Annotated in this window: 18 protein-coding genes; 11 read left to right on the top strand and 7 right to left on the bottom strand. The window is 37.9% G+C overall.

All coding sequences use genetic code 11. The features are described from left to right. The 7 genes from ACM03V_RS33450 to ACM03V_RS33420 all read right to left on the bottom strand — a co-directional run. On the bottom strand, positions 1-1,311 hold a 1,311-nt coding region (locus ACM03V_RS33450; RefSeq protein ID WP_414625125.1), incomplete at its 3' end, for a hypothetical protein. A gap of 53 nt (positions 1,312-1,364) precedes the next feature. Further along, entirely contained in the window at positions 1,365-1,883 is a 519-nt protein-coding gene (locus tag ACM03V_RS33445) for a phage tail protein (RefSeq protein ID WP_414625124.1), read from the bottom strand. Further along, complete coding sequence (locus tag ACM03V_RS33440) at positions 1,883-2,122, bottom strand: hypothetical protein (protein ID WP_414625123.1); 240 nt, start codon at positions 2,120-2,122, stop codon at positions 1,883-1,885. The genes ACM03V_RS33445 and ACM03V_RS33440 overlap by 1 nt, the downstream gene beginning before the upstream one ends. A gap of 230 nt (positions 2,123-2,352) precedes the next feature. Next, positions 2,353-2,949, bottom strand: coding sequence for an FHA domain-containing protein (locus tag ACM03V_RS33435; protein WP_414625122.1), 597 nt, complete (start codon positions 2,947-2,949; stop codon positions 2,353-2,355). Beyond that, entirely contained in the window at positions 2,927-5,089 is a 2,163-nt protein-coding gene (locus tag ACM03V_RS33430; protein WP_414625121.1) for a substrate-binding domain-containing protein, read from the bottom strand. The genes ACM03V_RS33435 and ACM03V_RS33430 overlap by 23 nt, the downstream gene beginning before the upstream one ends. Before the next feature lie 26 nt (positions 5,090-5,115). Next, positions 5,116-5,793, bottom strand: a complete 678-nt coding sequence (locus ACM03V_RS33425) for a response regulator (RefSeq protein ID WP_414625120.1) — start codon at positions 5,791-5,793, stop codon at positions 5,116-5,118. A gap of 47 nt (positions 5,794-5,840) precedes the next feature. Beyond that, positions 5,841-6,878, bottom strand: a complete 1,038-nt coding sequence (locus ACM03V_RS33420) for an ATP-binding protein (RefSeq protein ID WP_414625119.1) — start codon at positions 6,876-6,878, stop codon at positions 5,841-5,843. Positions 6,879-7,475: 597 nt separating this feature from the next. Here ACM03V_RS33420 and ACM03V_RS33415 point away from each other — a divergent pair. From ACM03V_RS33415 to ltrA, 11 genes are all read left to right on the top strand, one after another. Beyond that, positions 7,476-8,324, top strand: a complete 849-nt coding sequence (locus ACM03V_RS33415) for a Pvc16 family protein (RefSeq protein ID WP_414625118.1) — start codon at positions 7,476-7,478, stop codon at positions 8,322-8,324. A gap of 18 nt (positions 8,325-8,342) precedes the next feature. Further along, positions 8,343-10,001, top strand: a complete 1,659-nt coding sequence (locus tag ACM03V_RS33410; RefSeq protein ID WP_414625117.1) for a phage tail sheath family protein — start codon at positions 8,343-8,345, stop codon at positions 9,999-10,001. A 60-nt stretch (positions 10,002-10,061) separates the two neighbouring features. Continuing rightward, a complete protein-coding gene (locus ACM03V_RS33405) occupies positions 10,062-10,514 on the top strand; it encodes a phage tail protein (RefSeq protein ID WP_414625116.1) in 453 nt (150 codons plus the stop codon). A gap of 65 nt (positions 10,515-10,579) precedes the next feature. Continuing rightward, on the top strand, positions 10,580-11,059 hold the full coding sequence (locus tag ACM03V_RS33400) for a phage tail protein (protein WP_414625115.1): 480 nt from the start codon (positions 10,580-10,582) through the stop codon (positions 11,057-11,059). 28 nt (positions 11,060-11,087) lie between these two features. Beyond that, positions 11,088-11,432 carry a hypothetical protein gene (locus tag ACM03V_RS33395; RefSeq protein ID WP_414625114.1) on the top strand — a complete coding sequence of 115 codons (345 nt, stop codon included), beginning with the start codon at positions 11,088-11,090 and terminating at the stop codon, positions 11,430-11,432. A gap of 33 nt (positions 11,433-11,465) precedes the next feature. Then, positions 11,466-11,843 (top strand): phage tail assembly protein, encoded by a 378-nt coding sequence (locus tag ACM03V_RS33390; RefSeq protein WP_414625113.1) that lies wholly within the window; start codon positions 11,466-11,468, stop codon positions 11,841-11,843. Continuing rightward, complete coding sequence (locus ACM03V_RS33385; RefSeq protein ID WP_414625126.1) at positions 11,810-11,992, top strand: DUF6760 family protein; 183 nt, start codon at positions 11,810-11,812, stop codon at positions 11,990-11,992. Before ACM03V_RS33390 ends, ACM03V_RS33385 begins: the two co-directional genes overlap by 34 nt. Then, positions 11,989-13,509: an FHA domain-containing protein gene (locus ACM03V_RS33380; protein ID WP_414625112.1), complete on the top strand. Its 1,521-nt coding sequence runs from the start codon at positions 11,989-11,991 to the stop codon at positions 13,507-13,509. The genes ACM03V_RS33385 and ACM03V_RS33380 overlap by 4 nt, the downstream gene beginning before the upstream one ends. Before the next feature lie 232 nt (positions 13,510-13,741). Next, positions 13,742-15,967 carry a hypothetical protein gene (locus ACM03V_RS33375; RefSeq protein ID WP_414625111.1) on the top strand — a complete coding sequence of 742 codons (2,226 nt, stop codon included), beginning with the start codon at positions 13,742-13,744 and terminating at the stop codon, positions 15,965-15,967. Between the two features lie 16 nt (positions 15,968-15,983). Then, the gene (locus ACM03V_RS33370; protein ID WP_414625110.1) at positions 15,984-18,251 is read left to right on the top strand and encodes a hypothetical protein; all 2,268 of its coding nucleotides are present in this window, start codon (positions 15,984-15,986) and stop codon (positions 18,249-18,251) included. Positions 18,252-19,166: 915 nt separating this feature from the next. Continuing rightward, positions 19,167-21,035 carry a group II intron reverse transcriptase/maturase gene (ltrA, locus tag ACM03V_RS33365; RefSeq protein ID WP_414625109.1) on the top strand — a complete coding sequence of 623 codons (1,869 nt, stop codon included), beginning with the start codon at positions 19,167-19,169 and terminating at the stop codon, positions 21,033-21,035. Positions 21,036-21,186 lie beyond the last annotated feature (151 nt).

Raw genomic sequence — 21,186 nt, 5'->3', positions numbered from 1 at the left:
CTGTGTTGGGGTAGTTTCTGAAGTTTGATCTGATATTGTTTCTAGGTTTTGAGATGATTCACCCGAAGTTGTTGCTAACTGTGTTGGGGTAGTTTCTAAAGTTTGATCGGGTATTGTTTGTGGAGAAACAGCTTCTTGGTTTTGAGTTTCACCAGTTGTTGCTGCTAACTGTGTTGGGGTAGCTTCTGAAGTTTGATCGGGTATTGTTTGAGCAGAAACAACTTCTGAGTTTTGAGTTTTACCTGTTGTTGCTAGCTTTGTTTGAGTAACTTCTGGTTTTTGATCTGATATTGTTTGTGGGGAAGCAGTTTCTGGGTTATCTGATTCACCCGTTGTTGCTAGCTGTGTTGGGGTAGTTTCTGAAGTTTGATCTGATATTGTTTCTAGGTTTTGAGATAATTCACCCGTAGTTGTTGCTAGCTTTGTTTGGATAGCTTCTGGGTTTTGAGATGATTGATCGGGTATTGTTTGTAGTGAGGAAACAGGTTGTGCGATCGCAGATGATTCACCCGAAGTTGTTTTTAACTGTGTTGGGGTAGATTCTGAAGTTTGATCTGATATTGTTTGAGCAGAAACAACTTCTGAGTTTTGAGTTTCACCCGTTGTTGCTAACTGTGTTGGGGTAGATTCTGAAGTTTGATCTGATATTGTTTGTGGGGAAACAGCTTCTGGGTTGTGAGTTTCACCCGTTGTTGTTGCTAACTGTGTTGGGGTAGATTCTGAAGTTTGATCTGATATTGTTTCTAGGTTTTGAGATGATTCACCCGTAGTTGTTGCTAGCTGTGTTGGGGTAGATTCTGAAGTTTGAGCAGATGTTGATCGCGCGATCGCTTGAGATTTCTTAGATGTAGATGATTGTTTCGCTTTAGACTTAGTTTGAGATTTGCTTTTAGTTTTTTTAATTGGAGTATCTATAATATTTGCTGGTGGCAAACTATCGTTATTTTCATTATTTACAATATTGTTCTCAATACTTGGAACCGCATCTGAAATAATAGTATTTCTTTCTTTTTTATCAGAATACTGGTAATCATTGGTACTTGCCTCTGGAAGTGCAGAAGCTTGCGTATTAGCTAAAGTAAAATCATTATTTTCATTTCCATAATCCCAATTGATTAAAGATTTTAGAGAATTTTTATGCTTGCGGGGTAAAATAAATTTAGAAGCCTTTACTAATGGCGTTCGATTAGCTAAAGGCTGAATTATATTATTGTGTCTGGATAAAAAATTAGACTCTTTTATCAAAGTTAATCTGCTAGGTTCACCTAAAGATGCTCCTAATTTTAACCGATCGTCTGTGTTTTTCGGCATACCTAATAATTTCCATATTTAAAATATAATTCATTCTTTAATTATCTTGTTAATTATTGTGACTCGAAGAATCCGGATGACATTCGTGTGGTTGAATTCCCACCACCTTTTTCTTTTCCTACCTGCAATCCTTCATAAGCCAAAGTTAATTCTTCAATTCCAACTGCGTTCCCATCTGCTTGTAATGCAGGTGCTTTCCATCCGATGGGAATAGCACCTATCAATGTCCAACTCATCATGGTTTCACCAGCTTGGTTGAAAACTAAAATATTGACGTTGCGTCTAGATGTTTTTTTCTGTTCATCAAATACTTCATTTATCCAGTTCCAAAAGCCTGGATGGTCTGTAACACCACGCTTGAGAGTTACATCCGAAAATTCGATATATCCTAAATATACCCTTTGCTGGTCGTTAACACCTCCTTCATGAATAATCTTCTTTTGAATGTTTGCACCTAACCCCGAACATTCACTAAAAGATGCTGCGATCGCGCTATCTACCTCTACATAAAAACGGTTGGTAGTTACATAATTTAATTCATGAACGATATTACCATTTGTACTACTAGCCATCACAACCACCTATTGCAACCATAATTACTTACTCTCTCTTTTTGAGAACGAATGTCTTCCTGTAAAAGTTCATACACGCGCCTAGCAAGCTTACTTAACAGCAATGAGTCGTTGAGGTATATAGCTGCGGTTTGGGCAACTTTGCTAGCATCAGATATTGTAGAAATATATGCGTACCCTGTTGTACCTCCAACATCTCCAAGAAAAGTGAAAAAAGCTTCTTTTGCTTCTAAGTCCATATAATACTACCTATTCGTATTAATATAATATCTAGACTAAAGGTAGTTTCTAATAATCAAAATTAGCCGAAAGTCTAGCTTTAGCTAAATCAAAAAATATCTCGATGCACTATTGAATTGAATATATAAATTTTTGTCAATATTTATCATATTTTTCGCGCTAATAACTTTATATATCTAAATAATATAGCGTGAGTTCTTTATTAAAAACCACAGTTTCTTTTAAGAAACTACATAACAACTACTTTAAAAACTATGAGATTATCTTGTCCGAGTTGTAATAAATCGCCATTTGATAAGCGATATGAAACACCAGAATTCAAAAGGTTTCCGTTTAAATAAATACCATTTACACTTGTATCAACAATCATATAAGTATTTTGCGACCAATCCCAAAAGACGCGAGCGTGTCGTCGAGAAACTATTCCTTCTTGAGGAATACCACTTAAGTCAATTTCTGGTGGAGTTGGCATACTTTGGGTACGACGACCAATAGAACCAACTTCCCCTGATAAGCTAAACTCACGACCAGTAGAATGAATCAGCTTTAGAACTGGTAATCTTGGTAGTGGTGGTGTGTAAGGTTGTGGTGTTGGTGGTACGTAAGAACGCTGCTGATATTGGGTTGAATAATCAGGAGCAGGTTGATTTATAGGTTGTTCCGGTGGTGGTGGTTGCTGAGGGGGTTGCTGAGTAGGTGGGTTGTTTGGTGCGGGGGGAATTATATTACCCAAAGGAGTAGAACACCAAGGACAAACCTTAGCATTATTGGGTAAAGCGCGATTAAAATATTCGCAAGTTGGATTAGGGCACCGATTCGCAGGCATTATTTTGTATATTACTAGGTATAGGTTGTAAGGGAACAAGACCTACCTTATTCAGTAGACATTGACCTTGACGGGTCTTTAGCATATCAGCAAAAACCGACCCAGCAGCCTCCCGGCTGTTGTCTTTAGGATACACTATATATATAGGATAGCCCAAAGGATAACTAGCGCTTTTATTTAAATGAAAAGTCTCAACGTCAAAATAATTAGCTTTATCACATAAATCATCTGAAGGCTGGATCGGACGTTGTTTACGCTGACGAAATAAAGGCTGAATAGGTTTATTATTTTTATTTTTTTCATCAACTATCGCCAAAGGATAGCCCGCACATTGTCTCCAAGTTTTACTAAGAATACCAAAACTGATAATACCAGTATCTTGCTGTTTGCTAATTGCTTGCCGCATTCTGTTTTGGATCGCTCCTGTATCTTCGGTTTTGAGTTTTACTATATTCTCTTCAAATAAAGCAATATCTCGGGGATTATTCAGGAAAACTAATTGTTCAAATTTCTTTATTGCTTCTGTTTCTTGGGGAACGTAAGGATCTATAGGTAGATTCGGAAGATTTGGATCTATTTGCTGCCAATTTTTCACCTCACCTGTATAAATTTGGCGTAGTTGTTGGAGAGTAATCTTTCCCTGCAATGCTTGAGAAAGACTGTTTTTCTTGTTACTGAATGTAACAAATACTAATAAACCATCATAGGCGATCTTCTTTGGTTTCATATCATCGGTAATAATATCTTCTAAGCTCGTGAGGGCAAAGTCAAAGTTTTTATTTTGCACTTCTTCTATGAGGATTTTAGGCTCGTTTTTAACATCAATATGTTTATAGTTAAACGTAGCTTTTACCGATGGTTTAGGCTCAGTTAATAAATCATCTAATCTATTCTCACTTTCAGGTGCTTGTGTCAGAATAAAACTCCAAGTGCCATTCTTTTCTCCTGTATAATCAAAATTACCTGAACTTACGTTACTAACTTCCGAAAAATTTGCTAAAAGTTCATCCCAGGCAAAATATTTGCTTTCATCTGATTTACTAGACCGCCAAAAATAATACCAAATTCCTCCACCGAGCAATAACAAAGCCAGTATCCCTAATAACACCCTATATATAGGAAAACGCTTTTGAACCTGCGGTAACTCTCTTGAAGGCTGTCTATTGCTAATTTCGGTTTCTGGAGATAGTTGCAGCAGCGCTTGACGGGCAGTTTCAGCATCATCAAAAGGAGCATCGAACCCTAGCAAGCGATAGATGAATTGCTTTAATTCATTATCAGTATTTGGCAATAGTTCGTGTTCTTTGGGGTCAATTTTTTCACCAGTATTATAATTTGTCGATCGCCCTAACCATAAATAAAAAGCTAATAATCCCAAGGATTTTAAATCCTCTTGGTATGTTTTAGCTGGGGGTTGGGGAAAATCTGCTGGGATAAATAAATTTTCCCACTTGGCTAAATCGCAAAAGTATATTAAAGAAAATTGTTGGCTACTTTCTGATTTAATTAATACGCTATCCAAATTAATATTGCCGTGTTCTAAACCTTTCTGTACTTGGTTGGATAGAAAACGCAGTTTTTGAGTATGCAGAAATACCAGAGTTTGTAAGGCTTTATTTAAAAATTCACGTACCTGGGATGCACTCATCGCTCCTTGAGCTATCAAGTATTGAGCTAAAGTCTGAGATGGTTCTGTATCTTTAGTAATTAAATAGCAGCGTTCTCCTTTTTCATCTGCGATCGCTTCCCAAGTTTGGATTAAACGAAAGTTTTGCTGTCTACCATCTGCTAAATTGACTCCTCCAACCCGTTTAAAAGTTTCTTTGCGCTTCAAAGCTTCATCTTGATTAAAACAACGTTCTGGCAGTAAATATTCTTTGATGATTACAGGTTGCTGGTTTTTTAACTGTACACCCGCATATAAACGACCCAAACCCCTTACACCTAAATACTTAGTTACTCGATAGCTACCCCGATTACCTTTGATTTCCGCTTCCATTGGTAAAGTAGCAGGAAAACCACATTCTAAACAAAACTTAGCACCTTTTATTTGTTGCGCTGTTTCCAAAGGGCGATCGCAACTCAATGGTGAATTATAAGAGCAATCATATTTTTTGTAAAATGATTCAAGAGAAAGCATATTTATCTAAATTCCTTTATCGGTCATTACTCAGCTTGAACAAGTCCTAATTTAATCGCGGTTACAATTGCTTGAGTACGACTAGTCACTTCTAATTTTTCAAAAATACTTGTGAGATGTGCTTTGACAGTAGCAATCGTCACATATAGTTTTTTGGCAATTTCTTCGTTAGAAGCTCCTTGAGTTAAAAAAGATAAAACTTCTTGTTCTCTTGGTGTTAAATGTAACCGATTTTTTTGTTGATGAATAGAGTCTAAATTAGCTTGGAAACGACGAAAAAATCCGCTAGTGGCTTCTGGAGGTAAATAAGTTTCCGATTGCATTACCGTATTAATAGCTTCATACAGTTGAGTAGCTACACAGGTTTTAAAAAGATAACCAGCGGCACCTTTGTGCATTGCTTGAAAAATATAATCATCTTCTTGATGGGCAGACAAAACTAAAACCTTGCCCAGATAACCAATCTCTTTAAGTTTGGTTAAAGCTGTGATTCCATCACTACCGACTAATTCCATATCAAGTAATATTAAATTTGGCAGCTTTTGAGTCGTCAATTCCAAAGCTTGTTCTACACAATTTGCCTCACCAATAACTTCTACTGCTAGTGAATTGCTATTTTTATAAAAAGCTAAGAGATGATGCAGACCTTGGCGAAAATGCTCATCATCATCTACTAATAATATTGAAATTTGCCGCTTGTTCATGATATTAATAAAAATTCAACTATTATAAATTTTTTAAGCTAATACGCTTAATACTTTTTTCTCGGCAAAATTATTGAAAATGCTGCACCTCCTTCTGATAAATTTTGCGCCCATATGTTTCCTTGATGGTCTAAAACAATCTTTTTTGCTATCGTTAAACCCAGCCCGGTGCCACCTACACGACGTGAGTAAAAAGGATTGAAAACTTTTTGTATCTCTTCAGGTGGAATTCCCGGTCCCCGGTCGGAAATCTTGATTAGAACTTCTTCTTGAAAAGTGTGCCAGTTAATGTTTATTTCCCCCAATTTTGGACTGAAGTGAATTGCATTACTAATTAAATTATCAAAAACTTGTTGGATTTGTAATTTGTCAAGCAATAGTATTGTAGATATTTCACTAATGTTTATTTTTAGTTGTTTTTGATGAATTATTGGTTGTAAATCTTTTATACTTTCAGCTACTATCTCTTTTAAATCTTGGGGAACTATATTTAATTTTACTCCTTGACCGCAGGATAGCATTTCTGTCAGATTACTGTCAATTTTTTTGACATTTTCATGAATGAACATTGCTTTTTTTTGGCTAGAAGTATCTGTCAATTGCAAATACAAATTATGTGCATAAAGCCCTATTAATGCCAGAGAATTACGCAGTTGATGACCAGCTTTATGAAGTATATGTTCTAGTAGCTGAATTTCCGATTTTTGATGTAAGTTTTCTGAGTAAAGTTCTATATATTGGCTGAGTATTATCGCCGAGTCTTTTAAGCGGACTTGTAAATTTTTAGACAAAGATTCATTCGTAACGATTTGAATATATTCCGGCTGACTATTTCGATAACCGATAACACAAATATAACAATAATAGTCTGGCATTTCTGTCAGTTTAAATTCATGAACTTCAAAAACATGAGGAAAATTATCTAACCATGATTCCGACTTTAAATAAGCTAATTCTTGTGGAGAAAAAGCAGGTTCATCTTGGAAATACTGAACTAATTCTTGGTGTTTTTGAAACCCGGATTCGTGATAAACAATCCGCACACAATCACTTGGATAATAATAAGTTAATTGTTTTGCGTACATAATGCAGTAGTTTTTTATACTAAATGTATTAGGAGAATTACTGAATTCATGTTTTTGGAGAGAGAAATTTACTACCATTACTGAACTCACCCTTTTATAAATGTAAAGTTTTTTGCGATCGCCTCTAATCTCTCAAAATTTGACTGTACCATCCTCTGCTGATATTATTTGATTTCCTTCTGAATCTTTTAGATTTTTCAGATCGGCTTATATGTATGAATAGATGTGACTCCGATCAACTTATGCACTACACAATGAATCTTGCAATTTATTTTTAAATAATTACAAGTACTTACAGGAATAAAACCCGTAATATTAATTAGGAATAAAAAATCAAGAGCTTAATTATACTTTTGCAAAAAAGAAGCTATCACAATCAGAATATGTATTTGAAGCATAAATTGAGATATAATCTACATATATTCAGTATAATTAAGCACGTTTAACTGATTTAGATAGATTTTTTTGACAACAAATTTAATATTACGTCTGAACAAAATTTGTCAAATAAAATCTCGACAAAAGTCTAGTTAACCTTATTGGGTTAATGAAGTTAATCTAATGTATATGGGGTTCAGAAACAGTTGAACATAAATTATGCTCATTTTCCTTCTTCAAACCCTAGCAGAGATTTTAGCTGGAGGTACTTCGCTTACCAGTACGGAGCAAATTGACTTTAGCCATCCTAGTAATCACAAGGAAGAAGGGGTCGGACCAACTCTCAATTTGTATGTTTACGACATTCGCGAGAGCAAGCAAATGCAGCATTCTGGCAGACAAGTAGAGCGTAAGCAGCTTACACAAACTACACAATCTGCACCTGTTAAGTGGTTTCCTGCTTGGTTTGATATCTCAATATTGTTAACAACCTGGGATAGAACAGCCTTTGGTGAATACCATTTGATAAGCGAAGCAATAACTGTTTTACTGCGTCATCGCTTACTACGGGAAGAATTTTTAATTTCGGAACTGCGCGGTTATGGCAACTTGAACATGACAGTTTCGGTAGAGCCACAACTAGAAGCTGGTTCTTTGTGGAGTGCTTTAACTATACCTCTACGTCCAGCCTTGTATCTAATGGTGACAGTACCATTTGTACCCCAAAGCAATGTAGTACCTCTGGTTTTGGAAAGAATTTTTGATATGCAAAATCAATTGGGAAATGGAAGTGTTGAAACTATTACTAGGAAGGTAGCAATCGCAGGAGTGGTCAAGAGCGCTGTAACGGATCAGCCACTTTTAGAAGCTGAAATTAAAGTAGCGGGAACACAAAAATCGACTAGTAGCAGCAAAGAAGGGTTATTTTATTTTGAAAACCTAAGTTTAGGCAATTATATGCTGTTGCTCAATTGCCAGGGATATTTACCCCTTCAAGTAAATATGTTAGTCGATAATGAAAATTGTAATTTCAAAGAAATCTTACTAACTCCCGCATTGATAACTTAATTTACTGGAGATCGTAGAATGGCTAGACTTGACTATTTTGCTCCTGGTGTCTATATCGAAGAAATAGACCGAGGTAGCCGTCCAATAGAAGGTGTGAGTACAGCAATTGCTGGATTTGTTGGTTTTACCGAAGATTTACGTGATGGGGCTGAGTTATTCAAGCCGATGCTTGTTACTAATTGGACGCAATATTTAAATTATTTTGCTCGTCCTAATTCTGATGGTTTTACCGATTTCAACGCCTATTTGCCTTTTTCTGTATATGGTTACTTTATGAATGGTGGTGGTCGCTGCTGGATTACTAGTATTGGCACGCAGTTACCAGGAACTCCTCAACCGGCCCAACCGCAAGCCACCTCACTCCGCATTTCTGGTCGAGGCAATCGTCCTTCTCTACGCTTTGCTATCCGTCCCGAACAAATTGCTACTGGCGCGATCGCAGTCACGATTAACGATAGCGGACCTCGTGCTTTACCAGAAGGTACAGAAGGTGAAGCTCCGCCAAATACAGGTGAATATTTCAAGGTTCAAATTAGTCGAGGAAATGAAACCCTTGAAGAATACGATAACCTGACGATGAACCCTGAACCAAATGCTCAATTTGCAACTTATGCGATCGCGGCATTAAGTAATTCCATGTTTGTCACTATTGAAGATATTTCTCAAAGGGGGCAACCTTTAGCACGTCGTCCCGGAAATGGGCAGTATGAAATTGCAGTACCGATAATTCCCAGGGCACCTGACAGATTTTCCTCAGATTTTGAGGGTGTACGGGATGACCGTACAGGGGTACGTGGGCTGTTTGAAATTGATGAAATTACGATGGTGGCTTGTCCCGATCTGATGCGTGCTTATGAATCGGAATTAATGAACTTAGACCAAGTTCACGGCATCATGGAATTGATGATCAGTATGTGCGAAGGTGCTAATAATGGCGATATTCCTAACCCACCCAATCGCATGGTTGTTCTGGATTCTCCTCCCGACTGTTCTAAACCACAACAAGTTGTAGAATGGTTAAACAGATTTAACCGTCGTTCGATGTTTGCGGCACTTTATTATCCTTGGATCAAAGTTGCCAATCCACGCGATCGCGGTAATCCCATTAGCGTTCCTCCTTGCGGTCATATGATGGGTGTTTGGGGACGCAACGATGAAACTCGTGGAGTTTACAAAGCACCTGCGAATGAAGTCCCCAGGGGTGTACTAGGTTTAGATTATGAAGTCAATTTCCGCGAACAAGAACTTTTGAATCCCATTGGTATCAACTGTATTCGCAGATTTCCCAATCGAGGTATTCGTATCTGGGGTGCGCGTACTCTTGTAGAACCAGATAAAACAGAATGGCGTTATATCAGCGTTCGCCGACTAATTAGCTATATTGAAAAATCTTTGGAATTAGGTACTCAGTGGGCAGTATTTGAGCCTAACGACGAGGATTTATGGGCGCGTGTCCGACGCACGGTAAGTAATTTCTTAGAAAGAATTTGGCGGGAAGGTGCTTTATTTGGCGCAACACCTCAACAGGCATTTTACGTGAAGTGTGACGCAGAATTGAATCCCCCAGAAACAATGATTCTCGGTCGTCTATATATCGAAGTTGGTGTTTGCCCGGTACGACCAGCAGAGTTTGTGGTCTTCCGTATCAGTCAATGGAATGGTGTCGAAGGTGAGTAGTTTTTTTGTCCAATATATCCACATTACATTATTGTTGTTTAATTTATTAAGAGGTTGATCATGGCTGAATTTTTAACTGCTTCAAGATTTTATTTTGAAGCACAAGGTATTGAGCAAAAAATCATTAAAGAAGTGAGTGGTTTAGGCGTTGAATCAACTCCGGCTCAAGAAGTTCACGGTTCATCGAAAGGAGGACTTGCTACTCGTCAAGCCACCCCAACAGTTTCCAAGTTTACTAACATTACCCTCAAGCTAGTTGCTACTACGGACATAGACCTCTACAAATGGTATGAGGACTGTAACAAGAATATGGGAGGTAAGAGTGATTGGACAAGCAAGCGTAAACTTGGTTCTGTATCCGCTTACGATCAGGCTGGGAATATGCAAGCCCGTTGGGAAATTGAAAACTGTTATCCCTGTAAATATACAGGACCGACTTTAACCGCGTCTTCAGGTGATATGGCAACTGAGACTATAGAATTGGTTCACGAAGGTATTAAACGAAGTCAATAATCATGTGTTATTTCATGGAGGTATCCAGCCGATGCCTCCCTTATTACCTAAAGGAATCATAGACAGTGGCTGAATTTGAAATTCTTACATCTCATCGGTTCTACTTGGAACTGAGTTTGGATAACTCCAGCGAGCCAGTAGATGGAATTTTCTTGGAATGCCAGGGATTTAAACGGACGCAGGAAGCGATTGAAATATGCGAAGTCACTTCTAACAAATGGGGTGCAGCTACAGAGGGTTTAGCGGTTAGAACTAAGATACCAGGCAATGTTAAAAGCGGTAATCTCACTTTGCGTAGAGGTTTGACCTTTTCGATGGCGTTTTGGGATTGGTTCCAAGCAATTCAAGATGGTAACTGGGCAACTCAACGGAGAAATGCTTCTTTAACTATCTACGATCAAGCGGCACAAACGCAGGCAAGATTTGAATTAGCTGGTGCTTGGGCAGCTAGTTATAAAGTTGCCGATGTTAACGCTCGTAGCACTGGGATAGAAATGGAGGAAGTGGAAGTTGCTTTTGAAGAATTTAAAAGAGTCAAAGGCTGAAATAAATTGCAGGTTTACATAGCAGACTATGTTTGAAACAGAGTTTGAATTTACATTGCCTAAAGGATATCTTGATCCTGAAGGCAACCTCCATCGCAAGGGCATAATGCGATTATCTACTGCGATCGATGAAATTGCGCCTTTGCGCGACCCTCGTGTCAAAGCTAATCCAGCCTATGTCACAATTATTATCTTAGCACGGGTAATTAAATGCTTGGGAGCTTTATCTGAAGTAACTCCCGCAATCGTAGAAAATTTCTTTAGTGAGGATTTAGAGTATCTCTCATATTTTTACCGTAGAATTAACGGTTTGGATGATCCTGTAAATGTTGCCGAAGAAACAGAACCCGAAGAAGCACTTGTTGGTAATTAAAGCAACCTATTAGTAATTACAAGTAACTAATTTATGCGCCGTAAGGAAACACTTTGCACCGAATTTTCGTTTATTCTCCCCCAAGGATTAATCGATAGCCAACAGCGATCGCATCGCAATGGGTTGATGCGTTTAGCTACTGCTAAGGATGAAATTTTGGTGCAACAAGAACGCAAGGTTCGGGAAAACCCAGCTTACGATACCTTAGTTATGCTATCGCGTGTCATATCTCGATTGGGTAGTCTCAACTCTGTTAGCCCCGAACAGCTTGAAGGACTTGTATTGCGAGATATTTCCTATCTCAGAGAATTCTACAACCGGATTAATCAACAAGGAAATACATATATCCCCACGCAATGTCCTCATTGTGAAACCGAATATCAAGTCAGGCTAGAGTTAGCGGGGGAGTAACGAGCTACCCCTCAGATACTTTGTATGAGGAGGTAGCTTTTATTGCCTACCATTTTCATTGGTCGCAAAATGATATTTTGAATCTCGAACATTTGACCCGTCAACGATGGGTAGCAGAAATTAATAAAATTAACCAAAAACTATTATGAAACTCAAAATTTCCAATTCGCCAACACAAAGTGAATTAGAGGAAATCGACCTTTCCTTAACAACTAGACGCGGAGTAGAATATTTAATTGGTCGTTCTCCCGATTCCGATTTAGTTCTTGATAGCGAAGATGTTAGTCGTCATCATGGCAAATTTTTTTCTCACTCCGGAAATTACTATTTCAGCGACCTTGGCAGCAGAAACGGTACCATTATTAACGGAAAAATCGCCGAAAAGAATCATTCATATATATTGAAGAATGGCGATATTATCCGCATCGGAGATTTCGCGTTGATGATGGAAGAAGATATATCTGTTTCTCAGCAATCAGAAACGGTAATGAGAATCATTACACCAGAAATGTTTTCTAATCGGAAAGGTAGTCAAAATACCGATTCCGATGTTGCTACTTCATCTGAATTCGTAAATCAATCGCAAGCATCTCAACCTGTGATTAGTGAATCAATTGCTAATAAAATCGAGAACGATGAAGAATTTGTCAATACACCTCAAGAATTAACTTTTGTTCAATCTGATCAAGCATTCCCTGCAAATGCGGACATCGTTATACCTGACAACGCAGCCGAATTGCACGAAGACAACGAAATTTTAGATGCAATCGAAGAAGGTACAGCAAATACCACCGGCGATGAGGCTGAATATACTATTGTTCAAACACGCGATTTCCAAGAGGAAGATCATATTGATTCGGAAGCAGAAGAAATATTTATAGAAAACCAGGAAGAGGACACACAAGAAGATCATATTGACTCAGAAGCAGAAGAAATAGTTTTACAAACCCAGGAAGAGGAAACACAAGAAGATAATATTGATTTAGAAGCAGAAGAAATAGTTTTGCAAACCCAGGAAGAGGAAACACAAGAAGATAATATTGACTCGGAAGCAGAAGAAATAGTTTTGCAAACCCAGGAAGAAGACACACAGACAGCAGAAAGCGAGACTATAGAAGTTGTAAGTAACGAGTATACAAATTTAGATACGCCAACTACACCAGAGTTAGGAGAAGAATTAGTGTCTGAAACAGCTTCTATTACAACAGAGAGTCAAGAAACCCAAAAAGACCTAGTAGAAGATATTTCCGAAGAATCCCTAATCGAGATTGCTCAAGTTCTCGAAAACAAGCAAATAATACTCATTTCTCACGACACAAAAAAATCGGAACTCACAGAATTAATCGTAGAGCATGAAGAATTCTTATCCTACTGTCTAACAAGAACATGGCAAACTTTTAGCGATTATTTATACAAAGAGACAGGTTTGAATGTAACTCAAGAAATTCCCCCAGCAACATCTGGAGGATATCAAGCAATTAATTCACTGATTAACTCAAAGGAAATTATTGCGGTTATTTTTTTAAGAGACTTTATAACTCCTCAGCCCGGTCAAGCAAGCGAAGAAGCACTGTTGCGAACCTGTAATATTAACGAAATATTACTCGCAACTAATTTGCCTACAGCACAAGCAGTCATTCATTATTTGAAAAACATGAAAGATTGATATAGCTCTGAGTGCTGAGTTTTCAGCGCTCAAAGTCTAGTACCGCTTCGCGGAAGTAAGAAGTAAGAAGTAAGAAGTTTGATTTTCTAAGCTTTTCAGCCATTTTTTATGGTTGCCTTATTTACGCCGACTTGTACTAGTACAAATAAATAAAGCAAATATTTAAATAAAAACTACTTTTAAAGTCTAATAAATGCTTTCGGGCAAAGAAAGCCAATTAAATAGCCCTGAGATGAAAAATAATCTTATAAGTGCCAGTCTTTCTACTCAAAACTTAATTTTTCGACCGACTGAACCTCCAGTTTCTTTTGAAGTGACGGTTAATAATGATAGCGATCGCTTTGCCAATTTTCAATTGGAAATTGAAGCTGCGGGAGAAAAGCAGAGTTCTGAGTACAGATGGTATAGACTCGAACCGGAAATTGCTGCTGCTCAGCCTCATGGCAGTAGCACTAAATTCCAAGTGTTTATTTTTAACACGCCTATCCCTGGATTTGTCGGTACGGTTAATCTCATGGTCAAAGTATTTTCGCCTCAACTAGGGCGAGAATGTAGATTATTGCTGCGTTTGCAAATTGAGCGAGATAAAAGTCCAAATCTCATTAGTGTAGAGTTACCTGTAAGAGAGTTTCAAGTATATCCAGTTAATACAGTAGATATACTAGTAAGGCTGCGGAATATGGGACAACAACCAGCGAATGTAGTATTGCGTTTTGCTGGTATTGATTCGTCTTGGTTGATGGGCAGTGCAGAAAGACGATTATCAATAAATCCTGGGCTACAAGCAGAAGTGACTTTCCAATGTCAACCTCCATCTGTAGTCCAAGCACCCAGTCAAATTTATCCCTTTAGCGTTGAGGCTACAAGTCCTAATAGTTACCCAGCTAATGCCGCAGGTAATCTTGAAGTATTACCTGTAGGTTTTATCAAGTTTAGTACTCCGCAACACCGACAAACACTTCCTCCAGGAAGCAGATGGCTACTTGACTGGAAGTCTAAAACGGTAGTTTATGAATTGTTATTTAAAAACGCTAGCAACCTGCGTCAAGAAATTAACTTGCAAATTCAAGGCAGGGATTGGCGAAAGTGTACGTTCAAGAAGTACCCAGAAACAGCTAATCTTGATTTAGGACAGACAGCTAAAATTAATTTAGAAGTTAGCAAAAAACGTCCTTGGATTGGCATCGGCAAAACTTTACTTTTGGAAGCAAGACCAGAATTATTCGACCAACGTCTAGGTAGTACCGACCCTGCAACTCAAAGTCTGGAATTAGAGGTTTTACCGATTATACCTCTGTGGTTACAACTGGCGATCGCCGCGTTAATCGCAGCATTACTTGCTTTATTGTTGAGACAATCACCTCCACAGCATCAAGCCTCTGTAAATTCGGTTCGTGTAAGTGGTACTAGTTCCCAGGTTGTGAGTGGTTCGGATGATTGTACGTTGAGGGTTTGGAGAATCGGCACTAGTACCTTAAAACCAGATGAAACAGTCGGATCGAACGTACAACCTCTCAAAACCTGTGGTCGATCGCACAAACCGCAGGGGTTATTAGAAATTACAAACAATCCTATCAGAGTCTTACGATTTGTTCCGGTTGAAAACGATATCGTTGCAGTTGGTTTAGATAATGGTGTAATCGAGTTAAGAAACATTCCTACAGGTAGAAAAATCAGCCAACTTCAAGATTCTCAAGATTTCGGCGATCGGGTATTAGATTTAGCGTTTACTACAGACTCACTTAATCTATTTAGTGGTTATGGTAGTGGTAAATTGCGAGTATGGTCAAGAAGTTTAGTTAACGAACAATGGCAGACAGAACCAAAAGTTTTTGACATTAAAAAACAACAAAAAGCATTAACAGATTTTCAAATACGCGCTTTGACTTTAAGCCCTGATGACAAAAGTCTGATTATTGCTGGCAACTTCAGACGTTTTTTAGTATTGCCTGTAAATCAAATTTTATCTAGTAACTTATTAAAAGATTTATCAGTACAAAAAACCGCACAGGACGGCCAAAGCGAAGGACAGGAGGATTATATATGGGGATTAGCTTTTGCTCCTAACTCGAATAGTCCCGAGAATAAAATACTTGCAACTTCCGATTCGTTGGGGTTTATTACAACTTGGGATCTAAAACAATGCAATCCTGCCAGAATTGAACAAGATAATAGTGACTTAAATTGTAAGCTATTAGCACGCTGGCAAGATGAATCCCAAAGCTTTGTACGTAGTTTAGCATTTAGTGAAGATAGTAGTTATTTAGTGAGTGGTGGAGATGATGGACGGGTTGTTGTTTGGTATTTAAAGGATGACTATACACTTGATAAAACCAAATCGCCAAATGGTAAAACAATTTATAAAAGCGATAAAAAAATCAATAGTATTGATGTCAAAAATAATTTTGTTATCAGTGGTAGTGAAGATTTTCAGGTAAGACTACATCGTATTAAATGATAAAGATAGAGAATATATGCAAGCTAAATCAAACCCGTTATTTGTAATTATTAATCCCCCTGGAATTCAATATGGAATGCCAGGGGAAACTGTGAAAATAAATATAGTAGTGATTAATGAGGGACAACAAAGCGCTGTTATCGATTTATTTTTTACTTTTGATGAGACATTTGAAAAAATAAGTAACTGGTCTAGTTCTCCAAGAGCAAGTTTAGCGATCGCACCAGGAGAAAGTAGCGATGAAGTTACATTTGAATTAGAAATTCCGATTGATGCGCTGCCGGGAACCTATGATTATACTTTTGTTGTGGACTCTCCCGAGCATTATCCACAAGATACCCCGATCAACTTTCCCGGACAAATCAAGGTTTTACTCAAAGAACAAACGGTAATTCGAGCAAACGACCCAACTTTTTCAATTCAGCCAGCTACCAACCCCAGCAAACCACTGATTTATAAACCCAATCAATTACAAGTGACAGTCAAAGTTGAAAATCGCTCTACTCGTGTAGACCGTTTCTACTTAACTTGTCCAGAATTAGATGAAGAGTGGTTGAGAATATCCTATCCTGAAACTGGAGTAGAAGCAGCTGGATTAGTTGAAGTCAGCGCACTCGAACTCAATCCAATTTCTGAAGGTCAAATATTATTAGAATTTCGACCACCTATTAATACTCTTGCTGGTAACTATTCACCTACTATCCGTTTACACTCAGAAAATAATCCAGATTTAATATTGTTAGATTTGGTCTATATCCAGATTCCAACAGATTATCAACTCAATATAGAATTAAATACTATTTTAGGCAAAGTCAGCCGCAAACTTGGGAAATATCAATTAAGATTGAACAACCAAGGTAACTTGGTGCGAGAACTACATCTTAGTGCTAGAAGCAGAGATGAAGAAGAGCTTTGTATTTATCAATTTGAACCAACAGAAGTAAAATTGTTGCCAAGTAAAAGTGCAGAAGCAAATCTAACCGTCAAACCAAGACCTTGGTGGAGACGACCGTGGAGAGGACAACCTTTAATTATTAACTTTCAAGTTGATGTTCACGACAAACAAGAATTACCTATACCTAGTAAATTACCCCAAGCTGTTTTAGAATGGAAACCACGTCCTTTTTGGCAACTTTTGCTATTAATATTAGTAGGACTTGGGTTAACAGCAACTGTGACATTTTTAATTTGGAAATATTTATACCCCGAACCTTTAAAAATTGAAGAATTCAGAGCGGAAAATCGCACACTTATTGAGGGAGATGAAGTTCGTTTAAGCTGGAAAATTGCTAATTATAAACAATTAAAAAGTTTAGCGATCGCAACTACGCAACCACCCAGTAATAAGCTGATATTAAATAAAAATATTAGTGAATTAATCAAAGTTAATCAGAATGGAAATCCTCTTTGTCGGGTAACATCTCAGGAAGAATTAGTTTGTAACCGATTAAAAACTGGAATTACAGCTAAGGAAAAATATGTTTTTGAGATTAAAGCTTCATATCCTCAGAGACAATCACTATTTTCTCAAAGAATTCAAAATGCAATTCTAATTACTAATGTAGAAATTAGAGAGAAGCCAATTGCAGAAATTGCCGATTTAAAAACAGATAAAATCAAATATCAAAAAGGAGAAAATGTAATTTTAAGTTGGACGGTTAACCGTCCAGAATTACTTGATAAAATAGAAATTATTACTAAGGTTGATGAAAAAACACAAGTAGGACAGCCAAAGTCTTTTAAATTCAAAAGCAGTACATTTGATGACCCAAAACTCAAAGACAATTGTGAGAAACAAGGTAAGCAAACTAAATGTAAAATTTCCTTACCTGCAATAAATATCGGAAATTTCATTTATGAATTAAAAGCTTATACTCAAAATGTCAATGATAGAATAAGTACTAAAAATATTGAAAACACAATTGAAGTCATTGCGAAACCATTTAAAATCGTCTTTTTTAAAATCAACGGTAGTGAACAACTTAATCAAGTTTTAAATGAAGGAGAAAAGGCGATACTAACTTGGAAAGTAGAAGGTGAAGATATTCAAGTTGAATTACTTCCTTATCAGTATAAAGTTCCGTTAGTGGGGACAAAAGAACTTGACACGATCAAAAACTTTCCATCTCCAATTACGCTTTCCGTAACCGATAAATATGGTACGCGGGAAGCTCAGCGAAAAAGTTTTGCGATTAGTGTTAAAGAGAAACCACCCACTCCCAATCCTTTTATTTCACCTTTTAATCCAGCTTCTCCCGTTCGATTACGCAAAAATAAATCCTAACCCTCTCTTCCTACAGAAGGATTTTGGTTGCCAAATAAAGCCTTAACTCAGGGATTGCGCGGACTTTGGACTTGTTATGTGTTAGGTAATTCAAAACATGATATCTATTTTCATTGGCGCGTTGCAATGCTTCCTCATACGAAATACGCGGAAAGCGGGAAACTCAGCGTCTTAAGACCTGGTGCGATTCGTTCTCTCGAAACCCATTCACGGGGGGATGAGAGGCTTTTTCTTCTTTGAAGAAAATGATAACTTACATTTTCATTAAGGTGAGGTGAGTATCCTAGAAAACCAAATCCTTACAACCTAGTGCGGGTTGAAAAACACAGAGCGCCCCTTTCCGTGAGGAAAGAGAGGAGTTTCCCCTACGTCTGGAGTGACACCCAGAAGTAGTATGCGGGACTGAACGCGGACAGCGCGACAATTGCTGAAAACGCCTAACCGCTAGTATGTGTTCCATATCCGACCCTGGACTGAGATTATATCAAGGAAAAGGACATCGTGGGGTAGAAATCAAAACATCTACTGAACCGTCTCAAAAGACGAGCAAGGGATATAAGCTAGTGGATTAAAAACCACCCCTTGCGCCTGAAACGACAGGCAGAACTACAAATTGCATGACTTAGGTTTTCATGCAACGCACTTTCAGTTCACATAGGCGGATAGATGTACCCTAAAGAACACTAATCAACTGAATACTCCCTAATATTCAGTAATGAAATGTAGGAACGAAGTAACCCAATCTCATCTCCAGCAATGGTAGGTTGTCAAGCCATAAGGTGAGATTGGAAGAGATGGGTCAAAAAGCAAACGCCCAAATTGAACTAACAATTAATGCCGAAAAAGGGATGGAGTAACTTCCGGGATATGCCGACATGACCCGCAATGTATCGAAAGCTAGAGGTACAAGTAGTAATGTATAAGCCTAAGACAAATTCAGAAATGAATATTGTGGGATGGAAGAATATCAATTGGCGAAAAGTTGAAAGATATGTTTTCAAGTTACAAAAGCGCATCTATGCTGCCTCCCGTCGTGGGGATGTAAAACTAGTTCGCAAACTCCAAAAAACATTAATGAGGTCTTGGTCTAATAAGGCATTAGCGGTTCGTAAGGTAACTCAAGATAACAGGGGAAAAAAGACGGCAGGAGTGGATGGAGTTAAATCACTATCCCCAGAAGAACGTATGAACCTCATAGGAAATCTCAAAATAACGGCTCGGAGTAAACCAACTCGTAGAGTATGGATACCCAAACCCGGAAGAGAAGAGAAGCGTCCTCTAGGAATACCTACAATATACGACCGTTGTCTACAAACTATTGTCAAATCAAGCTTAGAACCCGAATGGGAAGCACTATTTGAACCTAATAGTTTTGGTTTTAGACCCGGAAGGTCATGCCATGATGCTGTCTGGAGTATCAAAAAAGCAATTCAAGGCAAAGAAAAATATGTTCTAGATGCCGATATTGCTAAATGCTTCGATAGAATCAACCATTTTTCTTTACTTCAAAAGCTCAATCTTAGAGGCAAAGTCAGGCAACAAATAAAAACTTGGCTCAAATCTGGGGTTATTGATAAAGGAGTATTCACCGCCACATCGCAAGGAACGCCGCAAGGGGGATGTATCTCGCCACTACTCGCGAATATAGCCTTACACGGACTAGAATCGATGTTAAACAATTTTGCCAAATCTCTCGATATGAGAAATTATAAAGGCAACCAGATTAGTTGGCAAGAGAAAGTACGGTCACTAACTTTCATTAGATATGCCGATGATTTTGTGGTTTTTCATCGGGATTTATATGTTATCCAAAGATGTCAAGGATTAATATCAGAATGGTTAAAAGGCATAGGACTCGAATTAAAACCCTCTAAAACCAGAATTGCTCATACCCTTGTTAACTCAGCAAGTAAAGACATTGAAGCCGGATTTGATTTTCTTGGATATCATATTCAACAATTCCCGTGCGGTAAATATGTCTCTGGAAAAAAGAGCAATGGAGAAATATTGGGTTTTAAAACGCTCATTACCCCAACAAAAGAAGCTACCAAAGAACATCAAAGAAATATCAAAAGCATCATTAGGAAACATAAAAGTTCTCCACAAACCCAACTAATACTAGAGTTAAATCCAGTAATAAGGGGATGGTGTCAATATTACGAATTCTCTGATGCTCAAACGGTCAAAGAGTTTCCTAAACAAGACTACCTGGTTTTTCAAAAACTACGAGCTTGGGGGAAATACCGATGTAAAACTCTCAAGGATGCTGAGAAAAGGTATTACATAAAAATCGGTAAGAGAAACTGGATATTCGCAGCAAAAGAAGGAAACACAAACCCTCTACGTTTACTTTTACATAGTGACTACAGTAGTAATACTACTAAATACGTAAAAGTCAAAGGCGAAAGTAGCCCATATGACGGCAACCTAGTTTACTGGAGTACCAGAATGGGTAAAAACCCAGACCTACCTCGTAGAAAAGCAATTCTGCTTAAACAACAAAAAGGTAAGTGTAAATGGTGCGGATATCATTTTCGTGAGGGAGACATCCTTGAAGAAGACCATATCGTACCTACCTCACTTGGTGGTAGAGATGAATACAAAAATCTTCAACTCTTACACGGACACTGCCACGACCAGAAAACTGCTTTAGACCTTATTGAAATTAGGAAAAATGAAATATCTAAATCCCTTAAAGATTTAGATAAATTCTACAAAAAAGTCAATTACCTTTGGGTAGAGGACATCCTATCAATAATCCCTAAAGCAAAAGAGGTCTACTGACAATAGATAATACATTGAGTAGCCGTGTGATGGGAAACTATCAAGCACGGTTTCGGACGGGAGGGGTAGAGCAGAAATGCTCACCTCGACCCTACTAGAGGAAAGCGACACGGGCGGTTTTAACCGCCGTAGTATTTTCAATTATCCGTGA

The organism is Calothrix sp. CCY 0018 (assembly GCF_963920925.1).
Taxonomy (GTDB): Bacteria; Cyanobacteriota; Cyanobacteriia; order Cyanobacteriales; family Nostocaceae; genus Rivularia.
This window is presented reverse-complemented; position numbering and strand designations above follow the sequence as displayed.

What these genes read in the sequence shown, in the direction of transcription:
- ACM03V_RS33445 (WP_414625124.1), bottom strand. Translation starts at nt 1,883, where the DNA reads ATGGCTAGTAGTACAAATGGTAATATCGTTCATGAATTAAATTATGTA.
- ACM03V_RS33440 (WP_414625123.1), bottom strand. Translation starts at nt 2,122, where the DNA reads ATGGACTTAGAAGCAAAAGAAGCTTTTTTCACTTTTCTTGGAGATGTT.
- ACM03V_RS33435 (WP_414625122.1), bottom strand. Translation starts at nt 2,949, where the DNA reads ATGCCTGCGAATCGGTGCCCTAATCCAACTTGCGAATATTTTAATCGC.
- ACM03V_RS33430 (WP_414625121.1), bottom strand. Translation starts at nt 5,089, where the DNA reads ATGCTTTCTCTTGAATCATTTTACAAAAAATATGATTGCTCTTATAAT.
- ACM03V_RS33425 (WP_414625120.1), bottom strand. Translation starts at nt 5,793, where the DNA reads ATGAACAAGCGGCAAATTTCAATATTATTAGTAGATGATGATGAGCAT.
- ACM03V_RS33420 (WP_414625119.1), bottom strand. Translation starts at nt 6,878, where the DNA reads ATGTACGCAAAACAATTAACTTATTATTATCCAAGTGATTGTGTGCGG.
- ACM03V_RS33415 (WP_414625118.1), top strand. Translation starts at nt 7,476, where the DNA reads ATGCTCATTTTCCTTCTTCAAACCCTAGCAGAGATTTTAGCTGGAGGT.
- ACM03V_RS33410 (WP_414625117.1), top strand. Translation starts at nt 8,343, where the DNA reads ATGGCTAGACTTGACTATTTTGCTCCTGGTGTCTATATCGAAGAAATA.
- ACM03V_RS33405 (WP_414625116.1), top strand. Translation starts at nt 10,062, where the DNA reads ATGGCTGAATTTTTAACTGCTTCAAGATTTTATTTTGAAGCACAAGGT.
- ACM03V_RS33395 (WP_414625114.1), top strand. Translation starts at nt 11,088, where the DNA reads ATGTTTGAAACAGAGTTTGAATTTACATTGCCTAAAGGATATCTTGAT.
- ACM03V_RS33390 (WP_414625113.1), top strand. Translation starts at nt 11,466, where the DNA reads ATGCGCCGTAAGGAAACACTTTGCACCGAATTTTCGTTTATTCTCCCC.
- ACM03V_RS33380 (WP_414625112.1), top strand. Translation starts at nt 11,989, where the DNA reads ATGAAACTCAAAATTTCCAATTCGCCAACACAAAGTGAATTAGAGGAA.
- ACM03V_RS33375 (WP_414625111.1), top strand. Translation starts at nt 13,742, where the DNA reads ATGAAAAATAATCTTATAAGTGCCAGTCTTTCTACTCAAAACTTAATT.
- ACM03V_RS33370 (WP_414625110.1), top strand. Translation starts at nt 15,984, where the DNA reads ATGCAAGCTAAATCAAACCCGTTATTTGTAATTATTAATCCCCCTGGA.
- ltrA (WP_414625109.1), top strand. Translation starts at nt 19,167, where the DNA reads ATGTATAAGCCTAAGACAAATTCAGAAATGAATATTGTGGGATGGAAG.